We start from the raw sequence: 24,177 nt of genomic DNA on the forward strand, positions 1-24,177 counted from the left end.
AGCAGGTTGTTTCCGGTTTTGCTGTATTATTTTTTATTTGTCATTGATTTCTTATAGTTTATAGGACTTAAAGAGTAACGCTGTTTAAAAGCATCCACGAATGTACGGACATTTTTATAGCCAACCTTTTCACAGATTTCATAAAGCTTATAGTCTGATTCCATAAGGAGCTCCAGCGCTTTTTCCAGCCGTATGGCAGTCAGATAGGTTTTGTAATTCATACCGGTTTCATTCTTGAACATATGGCTGAAATAGTTGGTGCTGACACAGGCAATTTCAGACAGCGTCTGAATAGAGAGTTCTTCCATAAAGTTTTCCTGTATATAACTTTTCACCCGTTCAATGATAACTTTACTGCTGGGCCGGCTGCTTTTATAAATTTGTGGGAGCAGCTTATTATAATGATTGTGGATACATTGCTGTATCTCGGACATAGTCATAGCGTTCATAACGTTTTTCTGAAGTTCATCCTGCATCTCGAAAAAATCCCAGTCAAGAAGATGATAACGGCGAAGACGGCTGGCCAGATCGCCGGTGTAATCCATAGTACGCATACGTACTGCGTACCAGTTGCCATAATGGATATGACAGATTATTTCGATAACCCGCTCTATTTTTTTCAGAACATCAGGAGACTTCATTAACAGAGAACGAAAAGCATCATCTACATAAAAGTCATAGTCATCCAGTGAAACATCAAATGTCTGATTGATTTTCTGCAGATTAAGTATTTGTGTCTGTTCAAAAAAATACAGATTAAAAGCATAGTGGGCAGTTTTATATGAATTTTTCAGCTGTGCCTGAGAGGCGGCGGGCAGGCCGATACCCATGCATAAGTGCGTGTGGTATTTGCTTTCTATACTGCCAAGAATTGGTTTCAGATAAACTTCTGTAAAATCTTCCATGTGTTCTAGGGGAAAGATTCCCATAAGGTGAAGCATCTGGGCAGTGCGTTCTACCTCAAAACCAATATTTTGTTTATGAAATTCAGAAAGTACATGATTGTAAACCAGAAGGTTTAGTAAAATATGTTTTTGATAGGAGTTCTGTATCAATGGTTCTGCGAGATCAGGGCGGATTCCGATACAGATTCCAATGGCAAACTGCCTGGAAAAGTCGGGCTGCTGTGAACCAATGATTTCGCCGGGAGTTGTGGGGCTCTGGGTAAGCAGCAGTTCAACTTCCTCATCCGTAAGAGCGGAAAGAGCCTGGATAATTGCCTGTTCTGCCGGGGAAGTAAATTTAGTTGACATAATTGTTAACCCTTCTAAAGTGTAAAAAATCGAATGTCTGCTTTGCAGCTACTTGATTTTTAGTGGATGAAATTAATTATACCGCTCCGGTTTTGGGTTTTCAATAGGGAGTAGCACAGACTCTCCCTGGATGCGGCTTTTTGTGGAAAATCTATTTTCCTGTCATAAAATAAAGGAGAAATCGGCATGAACCGATTTCTCCTTAAAGGGTAAGAGGTATTGATGGTATTAGTGTTTTACAGTTACGCAGACCTTCATGGATGAGGCGCCTTCGGCAGGACACAATGCGGATTTATACGCGGAAAGCTCACCCCCTGCGGTATTTTCGATAATAGAACCTCCTTCTGCCAAGACGGAAAGGATTTCGTAACCTTCAGAAGGAATCATGGTGAAATACAGGTTTCCGTCGATGTAGTTCTGGCGTTTTAGTGTTATTGCTTTTGAATCCGGTTCCCCGCCTTCGTTTGCAGCGTAGAATGTATAAGTAACATTTCCATAAGTCTGACCGGCGTCGGCAATTCCGTTGTCTGCAGCGATAACCTCAGCAGAGTCTACAACAACAGTGACGTTTCCTTCTTTGTAGGTTCCGTCTGCATATGAGATTTCTCCAATGTTCAGTGCCTTTACATATACGGTGACAGGAGTATCTGCCCAAAGGTCTGCTAAGGAATCTGTGGTTAAGGTATGAATATAGCCGTCACCGGTGATCTTCCAGCTGGAGTCTTTTAATGTTACATTAATTGGATTGTTTAAAATTGGAGCAGCCGTATGACAGAACCGGCCAATGATCAGACAGTCTCCGGTCTGTCCTCCGTTTTTTGCGCTGTAGTCTGCATGGTTATATTCCTCAGAGCCCATAAATGCATTTAATACGGTTCCGTTTGGAACAATATCGCCGTTTAAATCAACATGAACTGCTGTGGAGGAGGAGATGCGCCCTTTTAAAGATGCATGTTCCAGCGACACATTTAAAACCTGTTTATAGTTGTAAATACAATTATAAATATCACCGTTATAGCTGCCGTTTCTTAAGTCCGCATTGCAGTCAGAAACTGTACTGCTTGTAGCTTCTGCTTCTTCTGCATGATCATTAATCGTATAGGTTGTAATACCGGGGTTGCCGGCATCATCAGATTCTACAAGCTCTACCAGAATACCATCTTTGCAGCGGGTGGATGTTCCGGAGAAATTTACAGTTGACTGATCCAGTATGATATTGCTGAAACCGGTGTTGGCAGCGCCGGATTTAATCTGAAGCAGTGCATCTACTGTATCAATGGTTGTATTTGTAAAATCAAAGGTTCCGCCTCCTGTCTGCTGGGTCATAAAGGCCGTATGTCCGGACTGAAGATAGGAGTCTATGTAAGAAGAACCGGTTCGTCCGGATCCCATAACCTGAATATAGTCCGGTGAATAAAATTCTACATTTTTATAACGGTTATGTACGCCGGAGTCTGCATAGGTAACATAACCGGAACCTCCAACGGTAAAGCCGTAAGTAACGCCGTTGATTTTTCGGGCAGCAGTATATGATTTTCCTTCCTGTGCCACTTCTAGTGTGCCGATACCTGAGAGGGTATCTTCAACGTCAAGAGCATAGGTTTTGCAGACATCATAAGCAGTACCTGAGTCTGTGGAAATTGCGCCCCAGCCGGTTGAAACGATAATGCAGTCTTTAAATCGGCCCTGGCCGTCCGCCATGACGTTTAGGGAACGTACGGTTCCCTCCATTCCAAGGGCAAAAGGAACACGTTTCATCATAGCCGGAACCAGATTTTTGTATTCTTCATAAGTATCCGGAGTTTCCTTTGTATAGATGACAGTATCTGTAACATTGGCAATGGAAGTATTATCCACATACAATGCACAGCGGATAGCGCCGGCGGTTTCAATATAGGTGCTTTTAAGATCAAGCAGGGACTTATTGTCTGCCATGATAGAAGTGCCCCATCCGGCAAGATCATCTCCGCCGTCTCCATAAGCATAAAAACGGGAATTTTTAATCTCGTATTTTGTGCCATTGTCCAGCAGAATACCGTTAAAATGTGCGCCGCCTGCGTTGATAGTAATCCCTTCTGCTGATGTTTCGGTGTAGGTGCCCCCTGTGATGGCGTCTGTAACAGAACCGTCTGAAATAATGGCTCCGTTATTAACAAGCAGTGCCTGGCGGAAATAATAGGTCGCTTTTTCTTCTTCTTTGGCGCCTGACCATGGAGCAGCACTTGGACCGCCGATACGGTAAATCTTCACAGGAGTAATGGAGAAGTTTTTCTCTACTTCGTAAGAGGCTCCTGCAAGCAGATTTTTTTGCACGCCGTCTACAACTAACACCAGCGCGCAGCCTTCTTTTGCGGTTATTGTTTCTTCCGTGCCGTTAGCTCTGTAAACTGCAGAAGTTACAGTGGAAGCAATGGCAGTGGAAGTATAATCGTTGGCAGTGGATGTACTTATAATTTCTAATAATGTTTTCATAAGGTCCTCCTTAAAAGATTTTTCTTCATTTTTTATGAACCTATTATTACATAACCGGGGAGAATGAAATACATTGTTTTTTGTGAAAAACAGGATGTTATTTGTTATTTCTGAAAGGAAATAAAAATGCAGAGGGAAAAACGTATGAAAGGAATCAATAGTTTTCAAATGCAGGAGAGATGGCTATAATATATATAGAAAAAAGCAGATATTAAACGAATGATTGCAGAGAGCTATGATTTAATAGTGGGTGGGAGGTTTTTATGAGAACAGAAGAAATAATATTAAACAAAGATCGAAATGTAACTATAACGGCATACATACAGACACCATTTGCCAGCGCATCAACCCGCCCAGGGGTTTTGCTGATTCCCGGAGGAGGATATCAGCTTTGTGCGGAAAATGAGATAGATTCCGTTGTGCCGGTGTATCTGCAGATGGGATATCACGTGTTTGTACTGCGTTATTCAATAGGAGAACATGCCCGGTGGCCCAATCCCCTGCAGGATTATAAGGCGGCAATGGAGCTGATTCGCAGTCATGCCCGGGAGTGGCATCTTTATGAAAACAAAATTGCAGTGATTGGTTTTTCTGCCGGAGGACATCTAGCGGCCTGCGGGGCGGTGATGTCAGAGGCTCAATATCGTCCAAATGCGTTGATTCTGGGCTATCCGGTGATTAATGATGAAAATGCGAAACACTGGGAGAAAACGGCCCCCGGTGTTCTTGATGCAGTAGATGAAAATATATGTCCGTGTTTTGTATTTACCACCAGAAATGATGCCACCGTTCCGGTTGAGAATACATTGCAATTTATTGCTGAACTGGAAAAATATCAGGTTTCTTTTGAATGTCATGTTTATGCATATGGTCCTCATGGCTTTTCCACAGGAGATCCGTCAGTATTTGAAGAGGGAGAGTATTTATGCAAAAGGGCACGCCATTGGATGAGTGACAGCAGAGAGTGGCTGGAAGAAATCTTTGGGAAATTTTCAGGAGGGCATATGACAGAACCGGTGCAGAAACTGATATAGAAGTAAATACAACAAAAACATTGGCGCTCGTATTAAAGGGCGTTTTTTGTGTTAGTTAAAGCTGAGTGAAATGTTAGATGTTCACTCAGCTCTAATTTTTATGGAAATTGAGAAGGGTTAAAAATCGAACCCGCTCCAGACAGGTTTGCCGGTATAAGTTTTTACGGTTTCTTCTCCTGTTAAGGCCCGGATTGCACCGGAAGCCATGGCTTCCATTTCAAATTCACCGGGATAAGGGCAGACGGGAGCCATCCACTGGCAGGCCTCTGTGATTTGTTTTACCAGATCGTCGCTGTGTACCATGCCGCCTCCAAGAAGAATACCATCCACTTTTCCGTGAAGAACAACAGCCATGGAGCCGATGGCTTTTTCTATCTGATATATCATAGTATTCCATATCATTTCAGCTTCTTTATCACCTTTTTTGGCCCGTCCGGTAAGTTCGATGGCGTCTGAGATGTTTAAGTGGCTGACAAATCCGCCGTTTTTCGTACAAAGGGACTGTATCTCTTTTAGGTCTTTATCTTTTGCGTAACGGAGCAGATTGGATACAGAAATGCTTCCGCAGCGGGTAGGAGCCATAGGGCCTTCTCCACCTACAATATCATAACCGTCAATCATTTTTCCGTATTTATGGGCGGATACAGATACGCCGCCTCCGATATGACATACTACAAAATTGCATTCCTGATAAGTTTTTCCCAGGGAAGCTGCATGGCGTATGGCAGTTTCTTTTAAATTCAGTGCATGTAAATGAATGGTACGATATACGCCCTTGATGCCTGTCATGCGGGCCAGATCCTGAAGCTCGTCTACATCAGGGGGATTTACCACAAAGGCCGGTTTGCTGTAGCGTTGGGCAAATTCATGGGCTAACTGGGGACCAAGCTGAGCAGGATGCTGAATACCGTTTGCGCCTCTTGCGGCATGATCAAGCATCAGTTTATCAATATGGTAAATACCGCCTTCCATGGCAATGAGACCGCCGCCTCTTCCCACAAAAGCATCTGCATCTTCCAATGAAATCTGATTTTCCTTAAGAATCTGCAAAATGGTTTCTTTCCGATAGGGGAGCTGGGCTGAAATACCGTCAAATTCTGCAAGCTTGGAAGCATCGTGAGATACATTTTTTGTAAAAAGTACGGTATTGTCCTGAATCAGTGCAATTTTTGTAGAAGTGGAGCCGGGGTTAATGGCAAAAATTTTCATATTGTATTCCTCCTGTTATTGATATGTGTCATACATTTGACCGATTAATTCTGCCAGCTGGGGTACGGTAATCCTGCGGGGAGTGTAAGCAATGAAAAATGCTTTTTCATAAGCATCCCTGGCACAGTCCACGGCCTCTTGTCTTGTAATTCCCTGTTTTTTCAAAGAAGGGATTTCCAGGGCCTTCATAATAAATTTCATATGTTCAGAAGCCAGTTTTGCGGCTTCTTTTCCGCGGCAGTCTTTGGGAAGGGCAAGTTCCATGCTCTTTGCAATATCTATACTTCTTTGGGGAAGGGCATCTCCTGCAAAGGTAAGCACCACAGGCAGCGTCAGAGCACAGGCAAGCCCATGGGGCATTTGAAAACGGATGCCAAATTCGTGAGCTGCGGCATGTCCCAGATGGGTAATGGCGTCATTAAAAGCGATCCCCGCAAGGGTGCTTGCTTTAGAAAGACTGATTCTGGCCTCAAGATTACTGCCGTCTTTAAATGCAGTGACAATATTAGAAGTAATCAAACGAATTGCATACAGAGCCAGGGCGTCTGAATGGGGATTGGGGATTTTGGTTGTATAAGCTTCCACGGCATGAGAGAGGGCATCCATAGCGGTAATGGCGGTAGTAAAGGGAGAAAGCCCCAGTGTAAGCACCGGATCCACAATGGCAAGAGATGGTTTTTTTATAACCGTCTCTTTGGCGTGTGTTACATGGTCGTGGACGACACTTACATTTGTTACCTCACTGCCGGTGCCCGATGCAGTGGGAATACAGATCAGCGGGGTATCGGATGTAAAGGACACATTTTTTGACAGATAATACTGGTGGATGGGTCCGGGATTGTCCAGTAAAACTGAGATGGACTTTGCCGCATCTAAACTGCTTCCTCCACCAATGCCTATGACAATATCCGCATCAAAGTTTCGGGCAATATTGGCGGCGGAGTCTATCATGGTATCAGGAGCATCCGGCAGTACGCCGTCATAGAGTTTCGTTTCAATACCGGCCTCTTCTAGAGAAGCTATTATTTTATCTGCGATGCCGCAGTCAGAAATACCTTTATCACAAACGCAGAATGCCTTTGTTCCGTGAAATTCCTTTGCTTTTTCCCCGGTTTGGCAAGAAGCGTGTTCCTTAAAGAAAACCGGGCATATTTGTGAAAATGTAGTTGTCATAAAAAACCTCCTGTAGTAATTTGCATGTCTGTACACTAAAAGTATCATTGAAAAAAACAGAAGACACCGAAGTTTTAGCACAAAACAATATTTGTTTTTGTGCAGAAACTCCGGTGCCGGAGAAAAAAAGAAAAGCATCGTTTGTTTCCGGCTAAATAGTACAAACGATGCCTTTTCTTTATGCAATATTATGACTGAGAAATAAGGAAAGAGGAAAATAGCATATGTGGTCTTTCCGGTGACGTGGAGATTTCAAAATCCAACAGTTCTTCAATCCGCCGGATTCGGTAAAGCAGGGAATTGCGGTGAATATTTAATATTTCCGCAGTGTTGTTCATGCTGCAGTTATTCTGAAGATAACAGATTAACGTATTCAGATAATCGGTATTGTTTTTTTCATCAAAAGACTGAATAACAGAAAATGCAGAATGGATCAGAGTTTCCTTCGGAAATTCATTACAGATTTCCGAAATACAATGCTGTTTACAGTAATCCTCATAATACAAAACTGTAGTCCGGATGGAATCTGACTGCTGATCCAGGATGAACATCAGCTGTTCCCAAACGCGTTTTGTATCACTTAAGTGAAAGTATCGTAAACTGCAGGCACAGATTGCATCATTGGTAATAAGTATATACTGCAGTTTTAGAATATATTTTTGTATGTCAATTTTGGTAGTAAGCAAAATAGCTATATGAGACTGTATCAAAGTGCAGTGGCAGTCAGGAAGCTGCTGCTGTATTTGAGACATAATCTCATAATGTCTGGTTGTACGAAATTTAAGATAATTAGTAAAACGCAGACATAAAAGCTGCCAGGTTCCCTGATTTGAAATATCGTTGTCTTTCAAGGTTTGTGTCAAAGCGGCAATATCCATATCCTTTGCCAGTATCATCTCTTCTAGAAGCGTGGAATAGTCTTTTTTCTTAAAGTCAGGACGGGGCAGAAGCAAAGCTGCCAGCTTTTCCATCTGACGGACAAAATAATCAAAAAGCAGAATGTCTCCGGGATGAAAGGAGTTTTTATCCTGTTTGTGAAAGCCTATATAATAAGAAATGTACGGATTGATACGGATACGGTAAACACGAAGCCGTTTGCCGCTGATATTATTTATAACTTCTGCTACGCCTGTCTGTTCTACTTCGTCCAGAGTTGGATTGCTGCGGTTAATAATATTGAGAAAGTAATAACCGTATCCGTTCTGCAGACAAAAATAAAGCGTATCATTTTTTGGAGATATATCAGTGATTGCCAGTATCTGATGATTGGCATTCATCATAGCCATAGGTACCTGAATCAGTTCATACCCGGTATTGATCATATCCTGAAAAGAGGAATGACCGCTTATAATTTTCATTAATTTCTGTTCCCAGTTATTATATATCAAAAATATATTTCCCAGTTTATTAACATAAGAGAACAAATTACTGTATGGCTCACTGCATATTAAATAATTAGAATGCCCCAGCCAGGAAGGCAGGAGAGCAGGGGCATCAAACAGCATAAAATTTTTTCCATGTTCCCCAATCTTCTGATGCAGATCATTTGGAATATCTTCTAGTCTGCAAAGATACATAACAGAATCCTCTAATTCGGTAATGGAGGATTCCATTATTTTAAAAGCCAGAAGATTTGCGGAATTTTGGATATGGCAGACTGAAATATTATTTTGAAGTTCTTTTTGTATATATTCCATTCGTATAAACATAATCCGAATGCCTCCTCGTTTGTCTTATTGATAAATAAAAAAAGATGAGAAAAGCATATTTATGCGTTCTTCAGAGGCTGCAATTCTGAAACCCAGTAATTCTTCAATTTTTTTAATACGGTACTGAAGAGAATTGCGGTGAATATAAAGGGCATTAGCGCTGGCTGATATACTGCAGTTATTTTGAAGGTAAGCAATCAGTGTAGCCACATATTCCGTATTGTTTTCTGTGTCATATTCGGCCAGCCGGGAGAAACATGGAGGATACAGTGTTTCCGGGGGCAGTTTTTGCTGCACAGTCTGAATACACTGCCTTGTAATATAGTGATCATAGTTCTGAACCGCTCCATATTCTTCTTTCCAGTTATCCAGTATAAAAAGCATCTGAGCCCATACTTTAGGGATATCGCAAAGATTATGAAAACAGGAGCTTTGAGCGCAGCGGGCCTGGTAAGTATGAAGTATTTTTTTTAGACGCTGCAGATCAGAAGGCAGGATTTCATCCTGAATCAGTACCCCTATATAAGGCTCTAGATAAAAGCATCTGGAATTGGAAACGGATGATTCTACAAGATTTATAAATTCCGGATTTTTCTTTGCAGCAGGCTGGAGGAAGTGAAGCGTAAGCAAATAATAGCTGTCAAATTGTTTGTAATGATAATAAGAAATAAGCTGCTGTACGATTTTTTGATCTAAACTTTTTTTATGAATCAAATCCCCCATAAACTGCTCGAACAAACTGCTTTTTACAAACATATTTTTGGGAAACTGCGCAGCTTTAATGGTTACTATCTGAACAAACTGCTCATAGAGTTCTAAAGTATGCGGCTGAAAGGGCTGTGCATCTGATTTGTGCAGCCCCAGATAAAAGATAGAGTGTCCCCGGACTTTAATGGTGGTAACTCTCAGTCTGTTATGGCTGAACGTGTTAATGACCTCCCGAACGGTTTCTTTATCCAGTTCCGGCAATGTAGGATTGCTTTCCTTAATAATTTCCGCACAGGGGTAGCCATATCCCTGCTGCATATAGGTGTACAGAGTGTCTGAAGTTTTCACTTGATGATTTACTGCAAGAACCTGATGATTCACATCCAGAATACATAGAGGGATTCTGATTTTGGAAAAGGCCAGATCCAGCATGTTCTGAAGAGAGGCCTGTGAAACACTCATTTCTATCAGTCTGTTTTCCCATTCATTGTAAGAAGAAAAAATGGCCTCTACCATGTTAATGAAATAAATAAAACTGGATGTTTCTGATATGCACAGATAGTTACAATCTGTCAGTGACTCTTTCAGATTTTCAGGCTCATTGCCATAAATAATAAAATTCTGGCATTTCAGAACGTTTTTCTGATTCAGAATTTCCTGAAGCTTTAAGGGCTGGCAAAGGTATACGTATTCTGTGTCAAGAGACGTATTGTTGTCGTAAAGAATTTTAATGGCCGACACTTTTGAATTGCAGGATATGTGGATATCCTTTATGATTCCCGATAATTCATTGGCAATAAGCGATATACTGAGTTTCATAGAAATTTCCCTTCCTCTGCAGAATGCTTCTACTTATTTCATTATGTGCTATTTTAGCATAAAGCATTCAAATTGGACTTGTGCAAAAAGCCCGAAAAAGAAATCTGTTTGGTAAAAAGATACGAATACAAAGGAGAAGGGGACAGCTATAATGAGGGCGAAACATGGTTACTAGATGGATACCAAAAAGTTTTCAAACACCTGAGTGTAAAAAGCACTTAGCGGTGAAAAATTGAAAGGAGGAGAAGAAACTTATGGAAAAAACTAGTAAAGGCAGAGTCAAGGTGGGTATTTATCTCTGTGCAATTCTTATGATGGGGGTTATTGCGGTATCAAGTAACATCGCAAACATTATCGGGGCATTTCCGGAAGCAAATCAAACTACGGTTATTACTTATTTGATTTCCATTCCGTGTTTAATCGTAATCCCTATGACAATTATAACCGGAAAACTTATGGGAAGTATTCCAAAGAAAACACTGATGCTTATCGGTGTACTGCTCTGGCTGGCAGGAGGCGTTGTGCCGTTCTTTATGGACAGCCTGAATATGATTCTGGTTATGCGTATTGTCTTTGGTATCGGCCTTGGAATGGTACAGTCTTTATGCGCGGCGCTTGTAGTGGAGAATTTTGAAAATCCAAATGAGCGTGGAAAAATTATGGGTAATATGACGGCATTTCAGATGCTTGGAGCAATTATTTTTTCTCTGGTAGCAGGAAATCTGGGAACCATAAGCTGGAACGTGGCATTCCTTGTTCATCTGATGGCAATTATTTCTTTGATTGCCACGATTGTATGTATCCCATATAAAAAGCCTGAAAAAGTTACGGAAACCGGAGAAAAGGTAAAATTCAAACCAACAGGTATGATGTGGGTATGGTGTATTGCATTTTTCGTATATATGATTGCCGGACAGACATATTCTAATTCAGCATCTTCCATTATAACAGAGCTAAAGCTTGGAGGTTCCGCAGCAGCAGGCTACTCACTGGCTCTTTTTGCACTGGGTGGTTTGATTATGGGATTTATCTTCGGAAAAATTCTCAGCGCATGCAAACGTATGACACTGACAGTGGGATGCTTTTTACTGGCAGCCTCTTATCTGATTATGACATTTGCTCCGAACCTGGCATTATCTTATGTAGGCGCATTTGTATGCGGTCTTGCGTTCTCTATTTGTATGCCGTGTATTCTTACGGGAGCAGGAAGCTCGGTAGATCAGGCGTCATCGGAAATGGCTACTTCTATTGCAACCTGTCTGCAAAACGCCGGTATGGCTGTCTGCCCGTATATTGTGACTCCGGCAGGAGCTGCTTTGGCGGTATCAGCAGGAGGAAAACTGATTCCTAATCAGTGGTCTATGATTTTTGCGGTAATCGTTGTAGTGATTCTGGCAATCGTATTTATGATTATTAATATGCGAAATAAAAAAGCAGCATAACAGTCAGCATTAATGTCTGGGAAGATACAGATATTTACAAATACAGGCATAGCAATATTTAAACAATTAGCAGTAAGGAGGAAAAGCTATGATAGCAGAAAGTTTAACGAAAGGCAACAGACCTGAGGCAATTGAACCTTATGATAAAGTCTGGGGAGTAGGGGTCTCCGGACTGGATGAAAATATTTCTCCGTTTCCCCGGATTAATTCCATGCTGGAAAAGACAAAAGATGCCGTAAGTATGGTGGACACAGAGAGAGCCGTTATTCTTACGAAGGCTTATGAGAAATATAAGGGAGATCCTCAGATTATTAAAGTGGCGAAAGCATTCCGTGATATTCTTTCTCAGGTAACCATCCATATAGATGAAGAAGAACTGATTGCAGGTGAAATTGCAGCTCCGGCGTGGCATGCTCCTCTGTATCCGGACTTTTCTGTTCAGTGGCTGGTTCAGGAAATGGATGATACATCCATTCCGGACTTTTCTGAAAGATCAAATGATAAATATGTGATTTCCGATGAAGTGCGTAAAGTTGTGCGTGAAATCGCTCCTAAATGGGACGGCGTATCCAATGTGGATCTAATAAAAAAAGCCCTGTCCGAAGAAGAGGCAAAGGGAAGCACTCTGCTTGGAAACGGAATGTATGCCAACGATCTGTATTCTTATAATGGCATTGGTCATATCTGTATTGATTATCCTATGCTGTTAAAGACCGGTTTTGGGGGCATTAAGAAAAAAGTAGCAGAAAAACTGGCTCAGCTGGAAACCGGCAGCACGCCGGAAGCATCCAAACAGAGACTGTTCTGGCAGGCACAGCTCATTTCCCTGGAAGGAGCAATTACCTACTTTAAAAGATATGCTCAGCTTGCAACTGAAATGGCAGCTTCCTGCAAAGACGAAAACAGAAAATCCGAGCTTTTGCGCATGGCTTCCAACTGCGGCTGGGTAGCTGAAAATCCGGCAAGAGATTTCTGGGAGGCAGTTCAGCTGTGGTACCTGGCTACAAATCTGATTCTCATTGAGTCCAACGGACATTCTGTAACATACGGCAGATTTGACATAATTATGGGTCCATATTATGAAAAGAGTATTAACGAGGGCATACTGACGCGTGAATTTATGCAGGAACTGATAGAAAGCTCTTTTATTAAAATGGATCAGTTAAGGAAAATCAGAGGTTTTGGAGAAACGATTATTGCTTCCGGCATCGGCTGGGGAGGTACTGCTTTGAACGTAGGCGGTGTAGACGCTGACGGTGAAGATGCTGTAAATGATGTTTCTTATATGGTGCTGGATGCCCACGCTCATACAAGAATAACAAATCCATGGATGGGGGTAAAACTCTCTGAAAAGAATCCCAAAGAATTCTGGATAAAAGCATTTAATGTTATCAGAATCGGCACAGGAGAACCAAAGATCTACAACGATGAAAAAGTAGTGGAATCTATGACAAAATATGGGGTGCCGCTTTCAGACGCCCGTGACTGGGTTGGTATCGGATGTGTGGAGCCTGAAGTACCGGGCTATACATACGGCTGGCATGATGCAGATTACTTTAACACGGCGAAAGTGCTTACCTTCGCATTAAACGGAGGCCGTGATCCGGCAACCGGAGAGCAGGCGGGACCCGACAGGGGAACTCTGGCGGATTTTAAATCTTTTGAAGAAGTAAAGGAAGCCTTTGAAGTTCAGCTGAAGTACTGGATTGACTGCATGGTATCTACTATTAATACCATGGATATGGTACATCAGCAGAACAAACCGCTTCCGTATCTGTCTCTGCTTGTAAATGACTGTATTGAAAAAGGAAAAGATATCAGCGCCGGAGGAGCCCGCTATAACTATACAGGTCCTCAGTGCGTAGGTCTTGCAACGGTAGCAGATGCTTTAAGCACCATCAGACAGCTTGTGTTTGATGAAAAGAAAATCACAGGGGAAGAGCTGATGAAAGTTCTCCAGGATAACTGGGAAGGACATGAAGCTCTCCGGGCATATATCAACAGTGATCAGGTACATCATTACGGCAATGATGATGATTACGCAGATGAAATGGCACAGTATGTTATGAATAAATATTGTGAATTTGTTGAGCACAGACCCAATGCAAGGGGCGGCGAATTCAGACCGGGCGTTTATTCCGTATCCATTAACGTGCCATGCGGTATGGGATGTACTGCTACTCCTGACGGGCGTGTCAGCGGTGAAGCGGTGTCCGACTGTCTGGGGCCTGCTCATCCGGGCGGTGTTTCCCATGATGTAAACGGACCGCTGGCAGTTGCGGATTCTCTGGCAAAATTAGACCAGGCCCGTATCGCAAACGGAGTTATCCTGAACTGGAAATTTACACCGGATACACTAAGCGGAGATATTGGGCTGGACAATTTCATGAATCTCATGCAGGGATACTTTGAAAAAGGTGGTATGCAGAGCCAGTTTAATGTAACAAGCAGAGAAATATTGCAGAAAGCCCAGAAAGAACCTCAAAAATATAAAAATCTTATGGTTCGTGTAGCCGGATATTCGGCATTCTTTACAGAATTAAGTCCGGAGCTTCAGAGCGATTTAATCGGAAGAACTGAATTATCTTTCTAAAACAGCAGTAAATGCCCGGGGGCGTAAAAAATGCCCCTGGACACCTGCTGGTGAACAATAAGCTGGTGGTGACTATGTCAGATAAAAAAGGAATTGTTTTTAATATTCAAAGATTTACCATACACGACGGACCGGGCATACGCACGGAGGTATTTTTAAAGGGGTGTCCCATGCACTGTAAATGGTGCAGCAATCCGGAAAGTATTCAGCCAAACCGGCAGCTTGGTATTTATCCGGCCAAATGCATCTCGAAAGACAAGTGCGGAGCATGTCTGAAAGCCTGCCCCAAAGAAGGAAAACCTCTGGAATTTTCTCCGGAGGGCATTATTACAGGAAGCAACTCCCAGTGTCTTTCCTGTATGAGATGTGCAGCTGCCTGCTTTACTCATGCTATCAAGTCCTGGGGAGAGGTCATGACAGTGGAAGAGGTTATGGAAGCTGTTATGAAAGATGAAACTTATTATAAAAAATCCGGAGGCGGAATAACTTTAAACGGCGGTGAAGTGGCCGTTCAATGGGAGTTTGCTCTGGAGATATTAAAAGCATGCAAAAATAAGAACATTCATACCTGTGTGGAAACAAGTATGCACTGTTCTCCGGATATCATACAAAAATTTTATAAATATACAGACCTGATTTTTACGGATATAAAAAATATGGACAGCGAAGTACATAAACAGTGGTCGGGAGCAGGAAATGAACTGATACTGAAAAATATTGAGCAGACTGCAAAAGCGGGAGTGAAAATGGTGATCCGTATACCTGTAATTCCACAGATTAACGACAGTGATGAAAACTTAAGAAAAACAGCCGCTTTTATCCGGGATCACCTGGGCAGCAGCGTAGTGCAGATACAGCTTCTGCCTTACCGTAAAATGGGAACGGAAAAATATGCTTCTTTAGGGCTTGCATATCCCATGGGAGAAGACTATAAAATGCCTGAAAGAAGTGTTTGGGAAGCAAATTTACTGCGTATCAGGAATATGCTCCTGGAAGAATATCATATTCCTGTTGTGGCAGGTTCAAATGAGAGAATAGAGATGAGTGAATTATAAATCATATCATAACTGAAAATTACTATTGAAAAAAGCCTTCGGACTTTGCGGCAGCGCGGGCCCGGGGGCTTTTATGTTTCTGTCTGAAGGTATACATGGCAGATGCATTTACTTGATTTTATAATCATATAAAGTAGAAGAACCCATAACCGCCGGATTTCCGTATTCCCTCATAATAGCGGCCAGTTCGCGGATGTGGGGCGTTCTCGTTTTTAAATCTGCCGGTTCATAGTCAGCACCCATGGGATAAAGTTTCCCAAGAGAATCATATTTTTCGATTCCCATTTTCAAATAGGGCAGAAGCTGTACCTGTAAAACCCGGTTATGAAGCTGATTCCGGATAAATTCTGCGGTTTTGCGGATATTCCCGCAGGAATCGTTAATGCCGGGAATGACAGGAATACGGATAATAAGCTGTTCTCCTGCATCTACAGTCTTTTTTATATTGGAGAGGATTACTCCTATGTCTCCGCCGCAGTATTTTTTATGAATTTCGTTATCCATATTTTTAATATCAGCAATGAAAATATCCGTATATGGAAAGAAACCTTCAATGGTTTCATATCTGCAGAACATAGAAGTCTCTGCCACGGTATTAATATTGGCGTCCTTGCCCGCTTTTAATAAAGCTATGCAAAATTTTGGCTGCGTGGTGATTTCTCCGCCATTTAAGGTGAGGCCTCCGCCGGATTTTCTGTAAAAAGGCATATCCTGAAGCACTTCTTGCATTACTTCTTCCACAGTCATTTCATTTCCCCATTTTTTTATTCCGTGAAGGAAACAGGAATCAGCACATTTCTGACAGCCGGTGCAAGCTTTTCTGTCAAGCCCCACGATTTTGTTCTCTTTTACAATCAAAGGAACGGGTGTGACAGGGCAGTCTTCTATGCAGGTTCCGCAAACATCTACACCGATACATGAGGAAGGATAGATGCCGATTTCCTTTGCGGGGTTAATGCTCTCAGGATTGCTGCACCATTTACAGTGCATGGGACATCCCTTTAAAAATACCTCCGTGCGTATGCCAGGGCCGTCGTGAATTGTGTATCGCTGGATATTGTAAACAATGCCGGTTACTGTATTTGTCATTATGTAAAGCCTCCTGTCTGTTGATGTTTCCATCATAGCATCAGGGGTTAAACCTGCAATGTTGTGAATGCACAAATCAAAATACGGGTTCGTGCAAAAAAAACGTTGGAAAGAGATAAACAAACTCTTACCATAAGGCTGTGAGATGAGTACACTTACAGTGCTTAAGCGAAAAGCTGAAAATGAATATGGAGGTAAATACAATGAGTAAATTAGGAGTATTTGCTACAGCAAAAGAAGCTGTAGCGGCTGCAGCAGCGGCTCAAAGAGATTTTGTAAAAAACTATACACTGGAAGACAGAGAACGTTTTATTGCTCAAATCAGAAAGGAATTGGGACCCAGAATTCAGGAATTTGCAGAGCTGGAATTTGAGGAAACCGGGTACGGCAGAGTAGAAGATAAAATCCAGAAAGACACAGGAGCCATTATGCTTTCTTCCGGAACGGAAGCAATTCCTACGAATGTGATCGCTTCTGATAAAGGCCTTACCGTGGAATATTATGCTCCATTTGGAGTGATCGGAGCGGTAACTCCCGTTACCAATCCTATGGCTACCATTATTGCAAATACAATTGTAATGATGGCAGGAGGAAATACAGTTGTATTTAATGCACATCCTGCTTCTGTAAAATGTGCAGTTACAGCATGTCAGGCTGTGAACCAGGCGATTATCAATGCGGGAGGCCCGGAAAATATCTGCACCATGCCGGCAGAGCCTTCCATGGAAACGCTGGATGATATTATGTATGCGCCTGAAATCAGTCTTTTAGTTGGTACCGGAGGACCTGGAATGGTTAAAACACTGATGGCCACCGGCAAAAAAGTAGTAGCTGCCGGTCCTGGAAATCCGCCTTCCATTATTGATGCGACTTGTGACATAAAAAAAGCTGCCGCAGGAGTCTGCGCATCCGCAACCTTTGACAATAATCTTTTATGCATTGCCGAAAAAGAACTGTTCGTATTAGATGAAATTTTTGATGAATTTATGAATGAACTGGAAGCTCTTGGAAACTACAGACTTACAAGAAAACAGGCGGATGCTGTTACGGCGGTAGGAATCGTGAAAACAGAAAGCGGATATGCAACAAATAAAAAATTCGTAGGAAAACATGCCAGTGTGATTCTTGAGGCGGCGGGGATTAAGATTGACAGTGATCCAAGAATGGCATTTTTTGAGGCTAAAAACGAGGATCTTTATGTTCAGGTAGAACAGATGCAGCCTGTTATTCCGGTAGTAAGATGTAAAGATTTTGAAGAAGCAATGGAACGGGCAGTAGCGGCAGAGCATAACTGCAGACACTCTGCATCTATCTGGTCAAAAAATATTGATCACGTAACTGCCTTTGGTAAAGTAATTAATACAACAGTATTTGTACAAAATGGCGGAACTATGGCAGCCTTTGGCATCGGCGGCTCCGGCACAAATTCTCCTACAATCGCTACACCTACAGGAGAAGGTGTTACCGGCCCTCAGTCCTTCCTGAGAAGAAGGAGATTCTGTATGGCTGACGGAGGCAATTACTTATTATAAAAATGCGATTAAGAACAACAGGAGAGGTACGGATAATATGATGTTTGAAAATTTTGCCCAACTGGCAGAACTGGTAAAACAAATGCCGCAAAAAACAAAAGTAGCGGTAGCTGCCGCTGAGGATCGGCATACACTGGAAGCCATTACCACTGCGGTAAAGGATGGGCTGGTGGAAGCAGTTTTAATCGGTGAGGAAGCTAAAATAGCAGAAATTCTGGCAGAATTGGGAGAGAAAAAGGAAAATTATGAGATGATTACCGCTGCCGATATAGACCAGTGTTTGGAAATTGCAGTAAAACTTGTAAACGACAAAAAAGCCGGCGCTATTATGAAAGGGAAACTGGAAACCGGACAGCTGATGAAAGCCATTCTGAATAAAGAAAATAATCTGCGGAAAGGCGGGCTGATTTCACTGGTTGGTTTTTATGAATGTCCAAATTATCATAAAATGTTCGCCGTATCAGATGTGGCTATGAATACATATCCGGATTTTGAAGGGAAACGGGCTATTTTGGAAAATGCCGTAGAGGTTCTGCATAAAACAGGCGTTGAAGATCCTAAAGTTGCAGTTCTTTGTGCTGTGGAAAAATACAATCCTAAAATGAAAGAAACTGTAGATGCCGCAGCATTAAAAGAATTGAATCAAAAAGGAGAAATTTCCGGATGCACGGTGGAAGGACCTATTTCGCTGGATCTGGCAGTGGTAAAAGAGTCTGCTGCAATAAAAGGATTTGAAAGTCCTGTGGCAGGAGATGCGGATTTGCTGATTGTACCGGATCTGGTATCCGGCAATCTTATGGTAAAAGCGCTGACAGAGCTTGGCGGCTGCACTACAGCAGGACTTATGGTAGGGGCAAAAGTACCGATTATTCTGGTGTCCAGAGCAGCAGCAGCTTCTGATAAATATTATTCTATTGCACTGGCTGCCTACACCGGAGGTATAAAGTAAGAACATACAGGGGGATGCCAAGAGAGTTCTTTGCATCCCCCCGAACAGGAGAAAAAATATGAAAGGAAAAAGTTTAAACCGATGGGTATATGCTGCTACAGGGGTTATTGTTCTTTTGTTTGCCGGTCTGGTATATGCCTGGAGTGTACTTGCATCGCCCATCTCTGAGGAATTTGTCCAGTGGACGAAAGCTCAGTTGTCTCTGACATTTACAATTGCCATGATCCTGTTTTGCATTGGCTGTCTGGCAGGAGGAATGCTGGCAGGGAAAACCAGCTCAAAAGTCAATGTATGGATATCCGGCGTACTGTTTCTGGCGGGATTTCTTATTGCTTCTCAAACACAGTCTTTAGCAGTTCTTTATCTTGGATTCGGTATCCTGGGAGGATTTGCATCAGGACTTGCATATAATGCGGTAATGAGTACTATGATGGCCTGGTTTCCGGATAAAAGCGGCCTTATATCCGGTATTTTATTAATGGGGTTCGGCATTGGAAGTTTCGTGATCGGAAAAGTATATCAGGCCTTTACTCCGGCAGAGACAGGGGGATGGAGAATCTCCTTTAAAGTTTTCGCAGTAATACTATTTGCAGTAATGATTGTGTGCGGGTTTTTCTTTCAAAAACCCGGAAAAGATTTTGAACCACCGGCATCCCGGGTAAGGAAAACAACGAAAAATCAGGTAGAAGGCCTGGATGTGGGACCTGGCGTTATGCTGAAACGTCCGTCATTCTGGATGTATTATCTGTGGGCAATTTTCTTAAGTGCTGCGGGACTGGCATTGGTTTCCCAGGCAAGCGGAATTGCCATGGAAGTAGGGGCGCATGTAAATGCAGGAACCATTGCTACTGCGGTTGGACTGATTTCCATTATGAACGGTGTTGGGCGTGTGTTTTTCGGAAGTCTGTTTGATAAAAAAGGATACCGGGTTACCATGCTTCTTGATATGGCGATTTTTATCGCAGCAGGCCTGATACTTATGGCAGCTATAAAGAGCGGCTCCTTTTCTCTGATTTGTGCAGGATTTGTTACAGGAGGATTTGCCTATGGATGTGTTACTCCCACTAACTCTGCAATCATCCGTTCATTTTATGGAGCAGCACATTATCCTGTGAATTTTTCTGTTATTAATACCAATTTGATTATCGCTTCCTTTGGAAGCACTATAGCCGGATCTTTTTATGACTCCAGCGGTTCTTATCTCAGTACTGTTTTCATGATTCTGCTGGTTACTGTTATAGGATTTTTCTGTTTTCTGGGAATTCGAAAGCCCTGAAAAGGAACTGTCAGATTTGCACAGACACAAAAAAGATTTTGGTCAAATCCGGCAGTGTATAAATGGATTGCGGCTGATAATATGAAGCCATAAAAAAGAGGGGAATCTATTAAAAAATGAAAAATAAAATATTTCTGTCGCCTTCAAAGTACATACAGGGAACAGACATTATACAGAAATTACCGGAGTATCTGAACGGACTGGGGAACAGACTTTTACTTCTTACATCAGAAGGAAACCGCAAAAGGATGGAAAAACAAATCACACAGATGGTATGTGAAAAGGATTTTTCTGTTACGGTGGAGATTTTTTCCGGGGAATGCACAATGAAAGAAATCAGACGTTTGTGCGATGTATGCCGGAAAGAAAAAATTGATGTGATAGCAGGGCTGGGAGGGGGAAAGGTAATTGATACGGCAAAAGCGGTTTCTCATTTTATGAAACTGCGGCTTGCAGTTGTCCCCACTACCGCATCTTCTGATGCACCATGCAGCGCCCTTTCTATTGTCTATCGGGAAGACGGCGGACTGGATCAGTTATTATGGCTTCGCACTAATCCGGATCTGGTTCTGGCAGATGTAGGTGTCATTGCCAGAGCGCCGGCGCATCTGCTGGCAGCGGGAATGGGAGACGCACTGGCTACCTGGTTTGAGATGAAAGAATGTTTCAGTAAAAATGCAGATAATTTTTGCGGAGGAAAAATCACCCTGGCTGCCAAGGCTATTGGCGAACAGTGTTTTAAAACAATTATGGCAGAAGGATACAAGGCGTATCTTTCAGCAAAAAATAAATGTATTACCAGATCTTTGGAACATGTAATAGAGGCCAACACTCTATTGAGCGGGATTGGATTTGAAAGCGGCGGAATCTGTGCTGCTCATCCGATTAATAACGGTTTGGCCGAACTTGAAGAAACACACAGGTATATGCATGGGGAAAAGGTAGCATTTGCTCTGATCTGTCAGCTTGTTCTGGCAGGAGAAAAGGATGAAACTATCCATCAGGTACTTAACCTGTTTGGGAAACTGGGACTGCCTGTGACACTGGAAGAGCTTGGTCTGAAAAACATAACGCAAAAACAGCTGCAGATAGTAGCCCGGATAGCCCGGGAAGATCCCTGTACACACAATCTGCCTATTCAGATAGATGAAGAAATAATTATAGGGGCTGTGCTGCTGGCAGATGAAATCGGCAGACAGTATAAACAAAATGTTTCACAGAGGGATAATTAATAGTACTAAGAGCGGTTACAGACTGAATGCAAAGTCTGAATCATATATGAAAAACATGTATTAAAAGGAGGGAATTACTATGGCAAGAGTAAGCGATATTGCAAGCGCAATTGAACCTTATGACAAAGTATGGGGTGTTGGTGCGTCAGGGTTTGTAAAAGATCCGTCACCATTTGAAAGGATTAATCTGATTCTTGATGACACAGAACGAACAACTAACGGAGAGGTATATGCGGATCGCTGTGTAATTATGACAAGAGTAATGAAAGATATGCCGGGATATCCGCAGATTATTAAAAATGCAGAGGCCATGGCTGCGTTTTTCAGAGAAGCCCCCGTTCAGATTTACGATCATGAACTGATTGCAGGATCTATGCTGTGTCCGAAAAAAGGAGCTCCGGTCTTTCCTGAATTCGGCCTGAACTGGCTTATTGATGAGATGGAAAACGGACTTTTGGACTACAGCGAAAACAGAACCCATGATTACTTTCATTTCACAGAGGATTGCTATAAACAGTTAAAGGACTGTGAGGAATTCTGGGTTGGAAACTGTGCAGAGGATCGCCTCACGCCAAATCTTACCAAAGCGGAGATTGACGGATCTCATATGAATCATGGCATATTCTTCTGTGATTCCTATCTTACCTGCGGCGCAGGACATCTTGGCATTAATTATGACAGATTGTTAAAGATGGGATGGCGGGCTATCAAAGAAGAAATTGAAGAAAAGATGGCTGCTCTGGATCTTTCCGATCCGGAAGATATCAAAAAAGAAACTTTCTATAAAGCAGCGTTAATTATGAACCAGGCTGCTACAGACTTTATAAAACGTCATGCAGAGGCTGCAAAAGACAAAGCAGCCCGGACACAGGATGAAACAAGAAAAGCGGAGCTGCTGAAAATCGCCGAAAACTGTGACTGGATCGCAACAGAGCCGCCCCGTACCTTCTATGAAGCAATCCAGGCCGTTGAATTTGCAAACGATATGGTATTGCTGGAATCCAACGGACACTCCATTTCTTATGGACGTTTTGACCAGTATATGTATCCGTTCTATCAGCACGATATTGAAACAGGTGCGGCTACAAGAGAATTCTGCCAGGAACTGATAGAAAACTTCCATATTAAAATCTGGGAGAAAAATAAAGTTCGTAATCATATTGCCATTGATGTATTCGCAAATGGCGGCATCGGCGGGCCGGCTCTTACTGTAGGCGGCGTACTGGAAAACGGAAAAGACGGAACCAATGATCTGACATTTATGGTGCTGGATGCAGTGGCGCATACCCGTATACCTACCCCGTGGACAGCAGTACGGCTTCATGCAGGGACTCCGGAAAAACTGAAAGTGAAAACAGCAAACCTCATTCGTCTGGGACTTGGAGAACCGAAAATATTTAACGATGATGTAACGATCCCTTCTATGGTTGCCAATGGACGCTCTTTGGAAGATGCGAGAAACTATCAGGTAGTTGGATGTGTAGAGCCGGATGTTACCGGAAAAGAGTATGGCTGGCATGACGCTGCATACTTTAACATTAATAAAGTTCTGGAGCTGGCGCTTAACGGCGGACGGGATATGGAAACAGGAGAGCAGTATGCCCCGGATTACGGTTCACTGGAAACTTTTACATCTTTTGAAGAAGTCAAAGAAGCGTATGTAAAACAAATGAAATACTGGGTAGATACAATGGTTGGCATGCTCAGTAAAATCGACCTGATCCATCAGGACATCAAACCTCTGCCATATCTTTCCAATCTGATGGAGGGGCCTGTTGAAAAAGGTGTGGACGTAACAGCGGGAGGCGCCATTTATAACTTCTCCGGTCCTCAGGGAGTAGGAGTAGGATCTGTTGCAGACGCTCTTTCCACTATTAAACAGCTTGTCTTTGAAGAACAGAAAGTGACAGGAAAAGAGCTTTTGGATGCAGCGAAAGCAAACTGGGAAGGCTATGAGAAACTTTATGCTTTGGTAAACTCCGATTATGTACATCATTACGGAAACGATGATGATTACGCAGACGATCTGGCATGCTTCGCTTTTGATACATACTGCGATGCGGTAAACGGTCATCCTACAGCTCACGGCGGACATTTTCAGGCGGGATTCTATTCTGTAGCTGTAAACGTAGCTCTGGGCGGAGCCCAGTGGGCATCCGTAGAAGGACGTAAATCCTTTGAACCGGTATCTGACTGTATGGGTGCACAGCACACCTTATGCTGCCCTCATGATATTAAAGGTCCAAGTGCAATCTGCAAATCCGTTACCAAAATTGACCACGGCAAAGCCGGAAACGGAACACTGCTGAACTGGAAGTTCTCTCCGGCAGCTTTAGAAGGGGACAGCGGACTGAATAATCTGATTTCACTGATGGATACTTATGTACAGAGAAAAGGTATGCACAGCCAGTTTACAGTAGCAAGCAAAGAAACTTTACTGGATGCTCAGAAGAATCCGTCAGAATACAAAGATCTTCTTGTTCGTGTGGCCGGATACAGCGCATACTTTGTAGAATTAAGTAAACAGCTTCAGGATGATATTATTGGAAGAACAGAATTGAACTTTGGTTAATGCAATAACATTTTTATAAAAAACCATCTGCTATTGATATGATGTGCTCTTTGTCAAGGC

Annotated in this window: 16 protein-coding genes; 9 read left to right on the forward strand and 7 right to left on the reverse strand. The window is 42.5% G+C overall.

Annotation, left to right across the window (positions count from 1 at the left end; translation table 11 throughout):
• Positions 1-26 precede the first annotated feature (26 nt).
• The gene (locus OCV88_RS06845) at positions 27-1,253 is read right to left on the reverse strand and encodes a helix-turn-helix domain-containing protein (protein WP_158424791.1); all 1,227 of its coding nucleotides are present in this window, start codon (positions 1,251-1,253) and stop codon (positions 27-29) included.
• Between the two features lie 228 nt (positions 1,254-1,481).
• The gene (locus OCV88_RS06850) at positions 1,482-3,725 is read right to left on the reverse strand and encodes a hypothetical protein (protein WP_158424792.1); all 2,244 of its coding nucleotides are present in this window, start codon (positions 3,723-3,725) and stop codon (positions 1,482-1,484) included.
• A 263-nt stretch (positions 3,726-3,988) separates the two neighbouring features.
• Here OCV88_RS06850 and OCV88_RS06855 point away from each other — a divergent pair, with 263 nt between their 5' ends.
• Complete coding sequence (locus OCV88_RS06855; RefSeq protein ID WP_158424793.1) at positions 3,989-4,759, forward strand: alpha/beta hydrolase; 771 nt, start codon at positions 3,989-3,991, stop codon at positions 4,757-4,759.
• Between the two features lie 117 nt (positions 4,760-4,876).
• Here the strand turns inward: OCV88_RS06855 and buk are convergent, their stop codons facing one another.
• From buk to OCV88_RS06875, 4 genes are all read right to left on the reverse strand, one after another.
• Complete coding sequence (gene buk, locus OCV88_RS06860; RefSeq protein WP_158424794.1) at positions 4,877-5,968, reverse strand: butyrate kinase; 1,092 nt, start codon at positions 5,966-5,968, stop codon at positions 4,877-4,879.
• Between the two features lie 15 nt (positions 5,969-5,983).
• Positions 5,984-7,141: an iron-containing alcohol dehydrogenase gene (locus OCV88_RS06865; RefSeq protein WP_262590882.1), complete on the reverse strand. Its 1,158-nt coding sequence runs from the start codon at positions 7,139-7,141 to the stop codon at positions 5,984-5,986.
• 188 nt (positions 7,142-7,329) lie between these two features.
• Complete coding sequence (locus OCV88_RS06870) at positions 7,330-8,850, reverse strand: helix-turn-helix domain-containing protein (RefSeq protein WP_158424796.1); 1,521 nt, start codon at positions 8,848-8,850, stop codon at positions 7,330-7,332.
• A gap of 24 nt (positions 8,851-8,874) precedes the next feature.
• A complete protein-coding gene (locus OCV88_RS06875; RefSeq protein ID WP_158424797.1) occupies positions 8,875-10,377 on the reverse strand; it encodes a helix-turn-helix domain-containing protein in 1,503 nt (500 codons plus the stop codon).
• A gap of 254 nt (positions 10,378-10,631) precedes the next feature.
• Between OCV88_RS06875 and OCV88_RS06880 the strand changes: the two genes are divergently transcribed.
• The 3 genes from OCV88_RS06880 (at position 10,632) to OCV88_RS06890 (ending at position 15,467) form a co-directional block, all read left to right on the forward strand.
• Positions 10,632-11,819: an MFS transporter gene (locus OCV88_RS06880; RefSeq protein ID WP_158424798.1), complete on the forward strand. Its 1,188-nt coding sequence runs from the start codon at positions 10,632-10,634 to the stop codon at positions 11,817-11,819.
• Positions 11,820-11,907: 88 nt separating this feature from the next.
• The gene (locus OCV88_RS06885) at positions 11,908-14,412 is read left to right on the forward strand and encodes a glycyl radical protein (RefSeq protein WP_158424799.1); all 2,505 of its coding nucleotides are present in this window, start codon (positions 11,908-11,910) and stop codon (positions 14,410-14,412) included.
• A gap of 74 nt (positions 14,413-14,486) precedes the next feature.
• Entirely contained in the window at positions 14,487-15,467 is a 981-nt protein-coding gene (locus OCV88_RS06890) for a glycyl-radical enzyme activating protein (RefSeq protein ID WP_262590884.1), read from the forward strand.
• Between the two features lie 108 nt (positions 15,468-15,575).
• On the opposite strand, the gene OCV88_RS06895 is transcribed toward OCV88_RS06890, so the two are convergent.
• Positions 15,576-16,556: a glycyl-radical enzyme activating protein gene (locus tag OCV88_RS06895; RefSeq protein WP_262590886.1), complete on the reverse strand. Its 981-nt coding sequence runs from the start codon at positions 16,554-16,556 to the stop codon at positions 15,576-15,578.
• A 188-nt stretch (positions 16,557-16,744) separates the two neighbouring features.
• Here OCV88_RS06895 and OCV88_RS06900 point away from each other — a divergent pair, with 188 nt between their 5' ends.
• The 5 genes from OCV88_RS06900 (at position 16,745) to OCV88_RS06920 (ending at position 24,117) form a co-directional block, all read left to right on the forward strand.
• A complete protein-coding gene (locus tag OCV88_RS06900; protein WP_317258606.1) occupies positions 16,745-18,088 on the forward strand; it encodes an aldehyde dehydrogenase in 1,344 nt (447 codons plus the stop codon).
• Positions 18,089-18,095: 7 nt separating this feature from the next.
• Complete coding sequence (locus OCV88_RS06905) at positions 18,096-19,037, forward strand: bifunctional enoyl-CoA hydratase/phosphate acetyltransferase (RefSeq protein ID WP_262590998.1); 942 nt, start codon at positions 18,096-18,098, stop codon at positions 19,035-19,037.
• Between the two features lie 58 nt (positions 19,038-19,095).
• A complete protein-coding gene (locus OCV88_RS06910; RefSeq protein ID WP_158424804.1) occupies positions 19,096-20,313 on the forward strand; it encodes an MFS transporter in 1,218 nt (405 codons plus the stop codon).
• A 116-nt stretch (positions 20,314-20,429) separates the two neighbouring features.
• The gene (locus OCV88_RS06915) at positions 20,430-21,545 is read left to right on the forward strand and encodes a glycerol dehydrogenase (RefSeq protein ID WP_158424805.1); all 1,116 of its coding nucleotides are present in this window, start codon (positions 20,430-20,432) and stop codon (positions 21,543-21,545) included.
• Positions 21,546-21,624: 79 nt separating this feature from the next.
• Positions 21,625-24,117, forward strand: coding sequence for a glycyl radical protein (locus OCV88_RS06920; RefSeq protein WP_158424806.1), 2,493 nt, complete (start codon positions 21,625-21,627; stop codon positions 24,115-24,117).
• Positions 24,118-24,177 lie beyond the last annotated feature (60 nt).

The organism is Brotonthovivens ammoniilytica (assembly GCF_025566885.1).
Classification (GTDB): Bacteria; Bacillota; Clostridia; order Lachnospirales; family Lachnospiraceae; genus Brotonthovivens; species Brotonthovivens ammoniilytica.

What these genes read in the sequence shown, in the direction of transcription:
- OCV88_RS06915 (WP_158424805.1), top strand. Translation starts at nt 20,430, where the DNA reads ATGAAAAATAAAATATTTCTGTCGCCTTCAAAGTACATACAGGGAACA.
- OCV88_RS06845 (WP_158424791.1), bottom strand. Translation starts at nt 1,253, where the DNA reads ATGTCAACTAAATTTACTTCCCCGGCAGAACAGGCAATTATCCAGGCT.
- OCV88_RS06865 (WP_262590882.1), bottom strand. Translation starts at nt 7,141, where the DNA reads ATGACAACTACATTTTCACAAATATGCCCGGTTTTCTTTAAGGAACAC.
- OCV88_RS06890 (WP_262590884.1), top strand. Translation starts at nt 14,487, where the DNA reads ATGTCAGATAAAAAAGGAATTGTTTTTAATATTCAAAGATTTACCATA.
- OCV88_RS06900 (WP_317258606.1), top strand. Translation starts at nt 16,745, where the DNA reads ATGGAGGTAAATACAATGAGTAAATTAGGAGTATTTGCTACAGCAAAA.
- buk (WP_158424794.1), bottom strand. Translation starts at nt 5,968, where the DNA reads ATGAAAATTTTTGCCATTAACCCCGGCTCCACTTCTACAAAAATTGCA.
- OCV88_RS06850 (WP_158424792.1), bottom strand. Translation starts at nt 3,725, where the DNA reads ATGAAAACATTATTAGAAATTATAAGTACATCCACTGCCAACGATTAT.
- OCV88_RS06895 (WP_262590886.1), bottom strand. Translation starts at nt 16,556, where the DNA reads ATGACAAATACAGTAACCGGCATTGTTTACAATATCCAGCGATACACA.
- OCV88_RS06910 (WP_158424804.1), top strand. Translation starts at nt 19,096, where the DNA reads ATGAAAGGAAAAAGTTTAAACCGATGGGTATATGCTGCTACAGGGGTT.
- OCV88_RS06920 (WP_158424806.1), top strand. Translation starts at nt 21,625, where the DNA reads ATGGCAAGAGTAAGCGATATTGCAAGCGCAATTGAACCTTATGACAAA.
- OCV88_RS06885 (WP_158424799.1), top strand. Translation starts at nt 11,908, where the DNA reads ATGATAGCAGAAAGTTTAACGAAAGGCAACAGACCTGAGGCAATTGAA.
- OCV88_RS06870 (WP_158424796.1), bottom strand. Translation starts at nt 8,850, where the DNA reads ATGTTTATACGAATGGAATATATACAAAAAGAACTTCAAAATAATATT.
- OCV88_RS06875 (WP_158424797.1), bottom strand. Translation starts at nt 10,377, where the DNA reads ATGAAACTCAGTATATCGCTTATTGCCAATGAATTATCGGGAATCATA.
- OCV88_RS06880 (WP_158424798.1), top strand. Translation starts at nt 10,632, where the DNA reads ATGGAAAAAACTAGTAAAGGCAGAGTCAAGGTGGGTATTTATCTCTGT.
- OCV88_RS06855 (WP_158424793.1), top strand. Translation starts at nt 3,989, where the DNA reads ATGAGAACAGAAGAAATAATATTAAACAAAGATCGAAATGTAACTATA.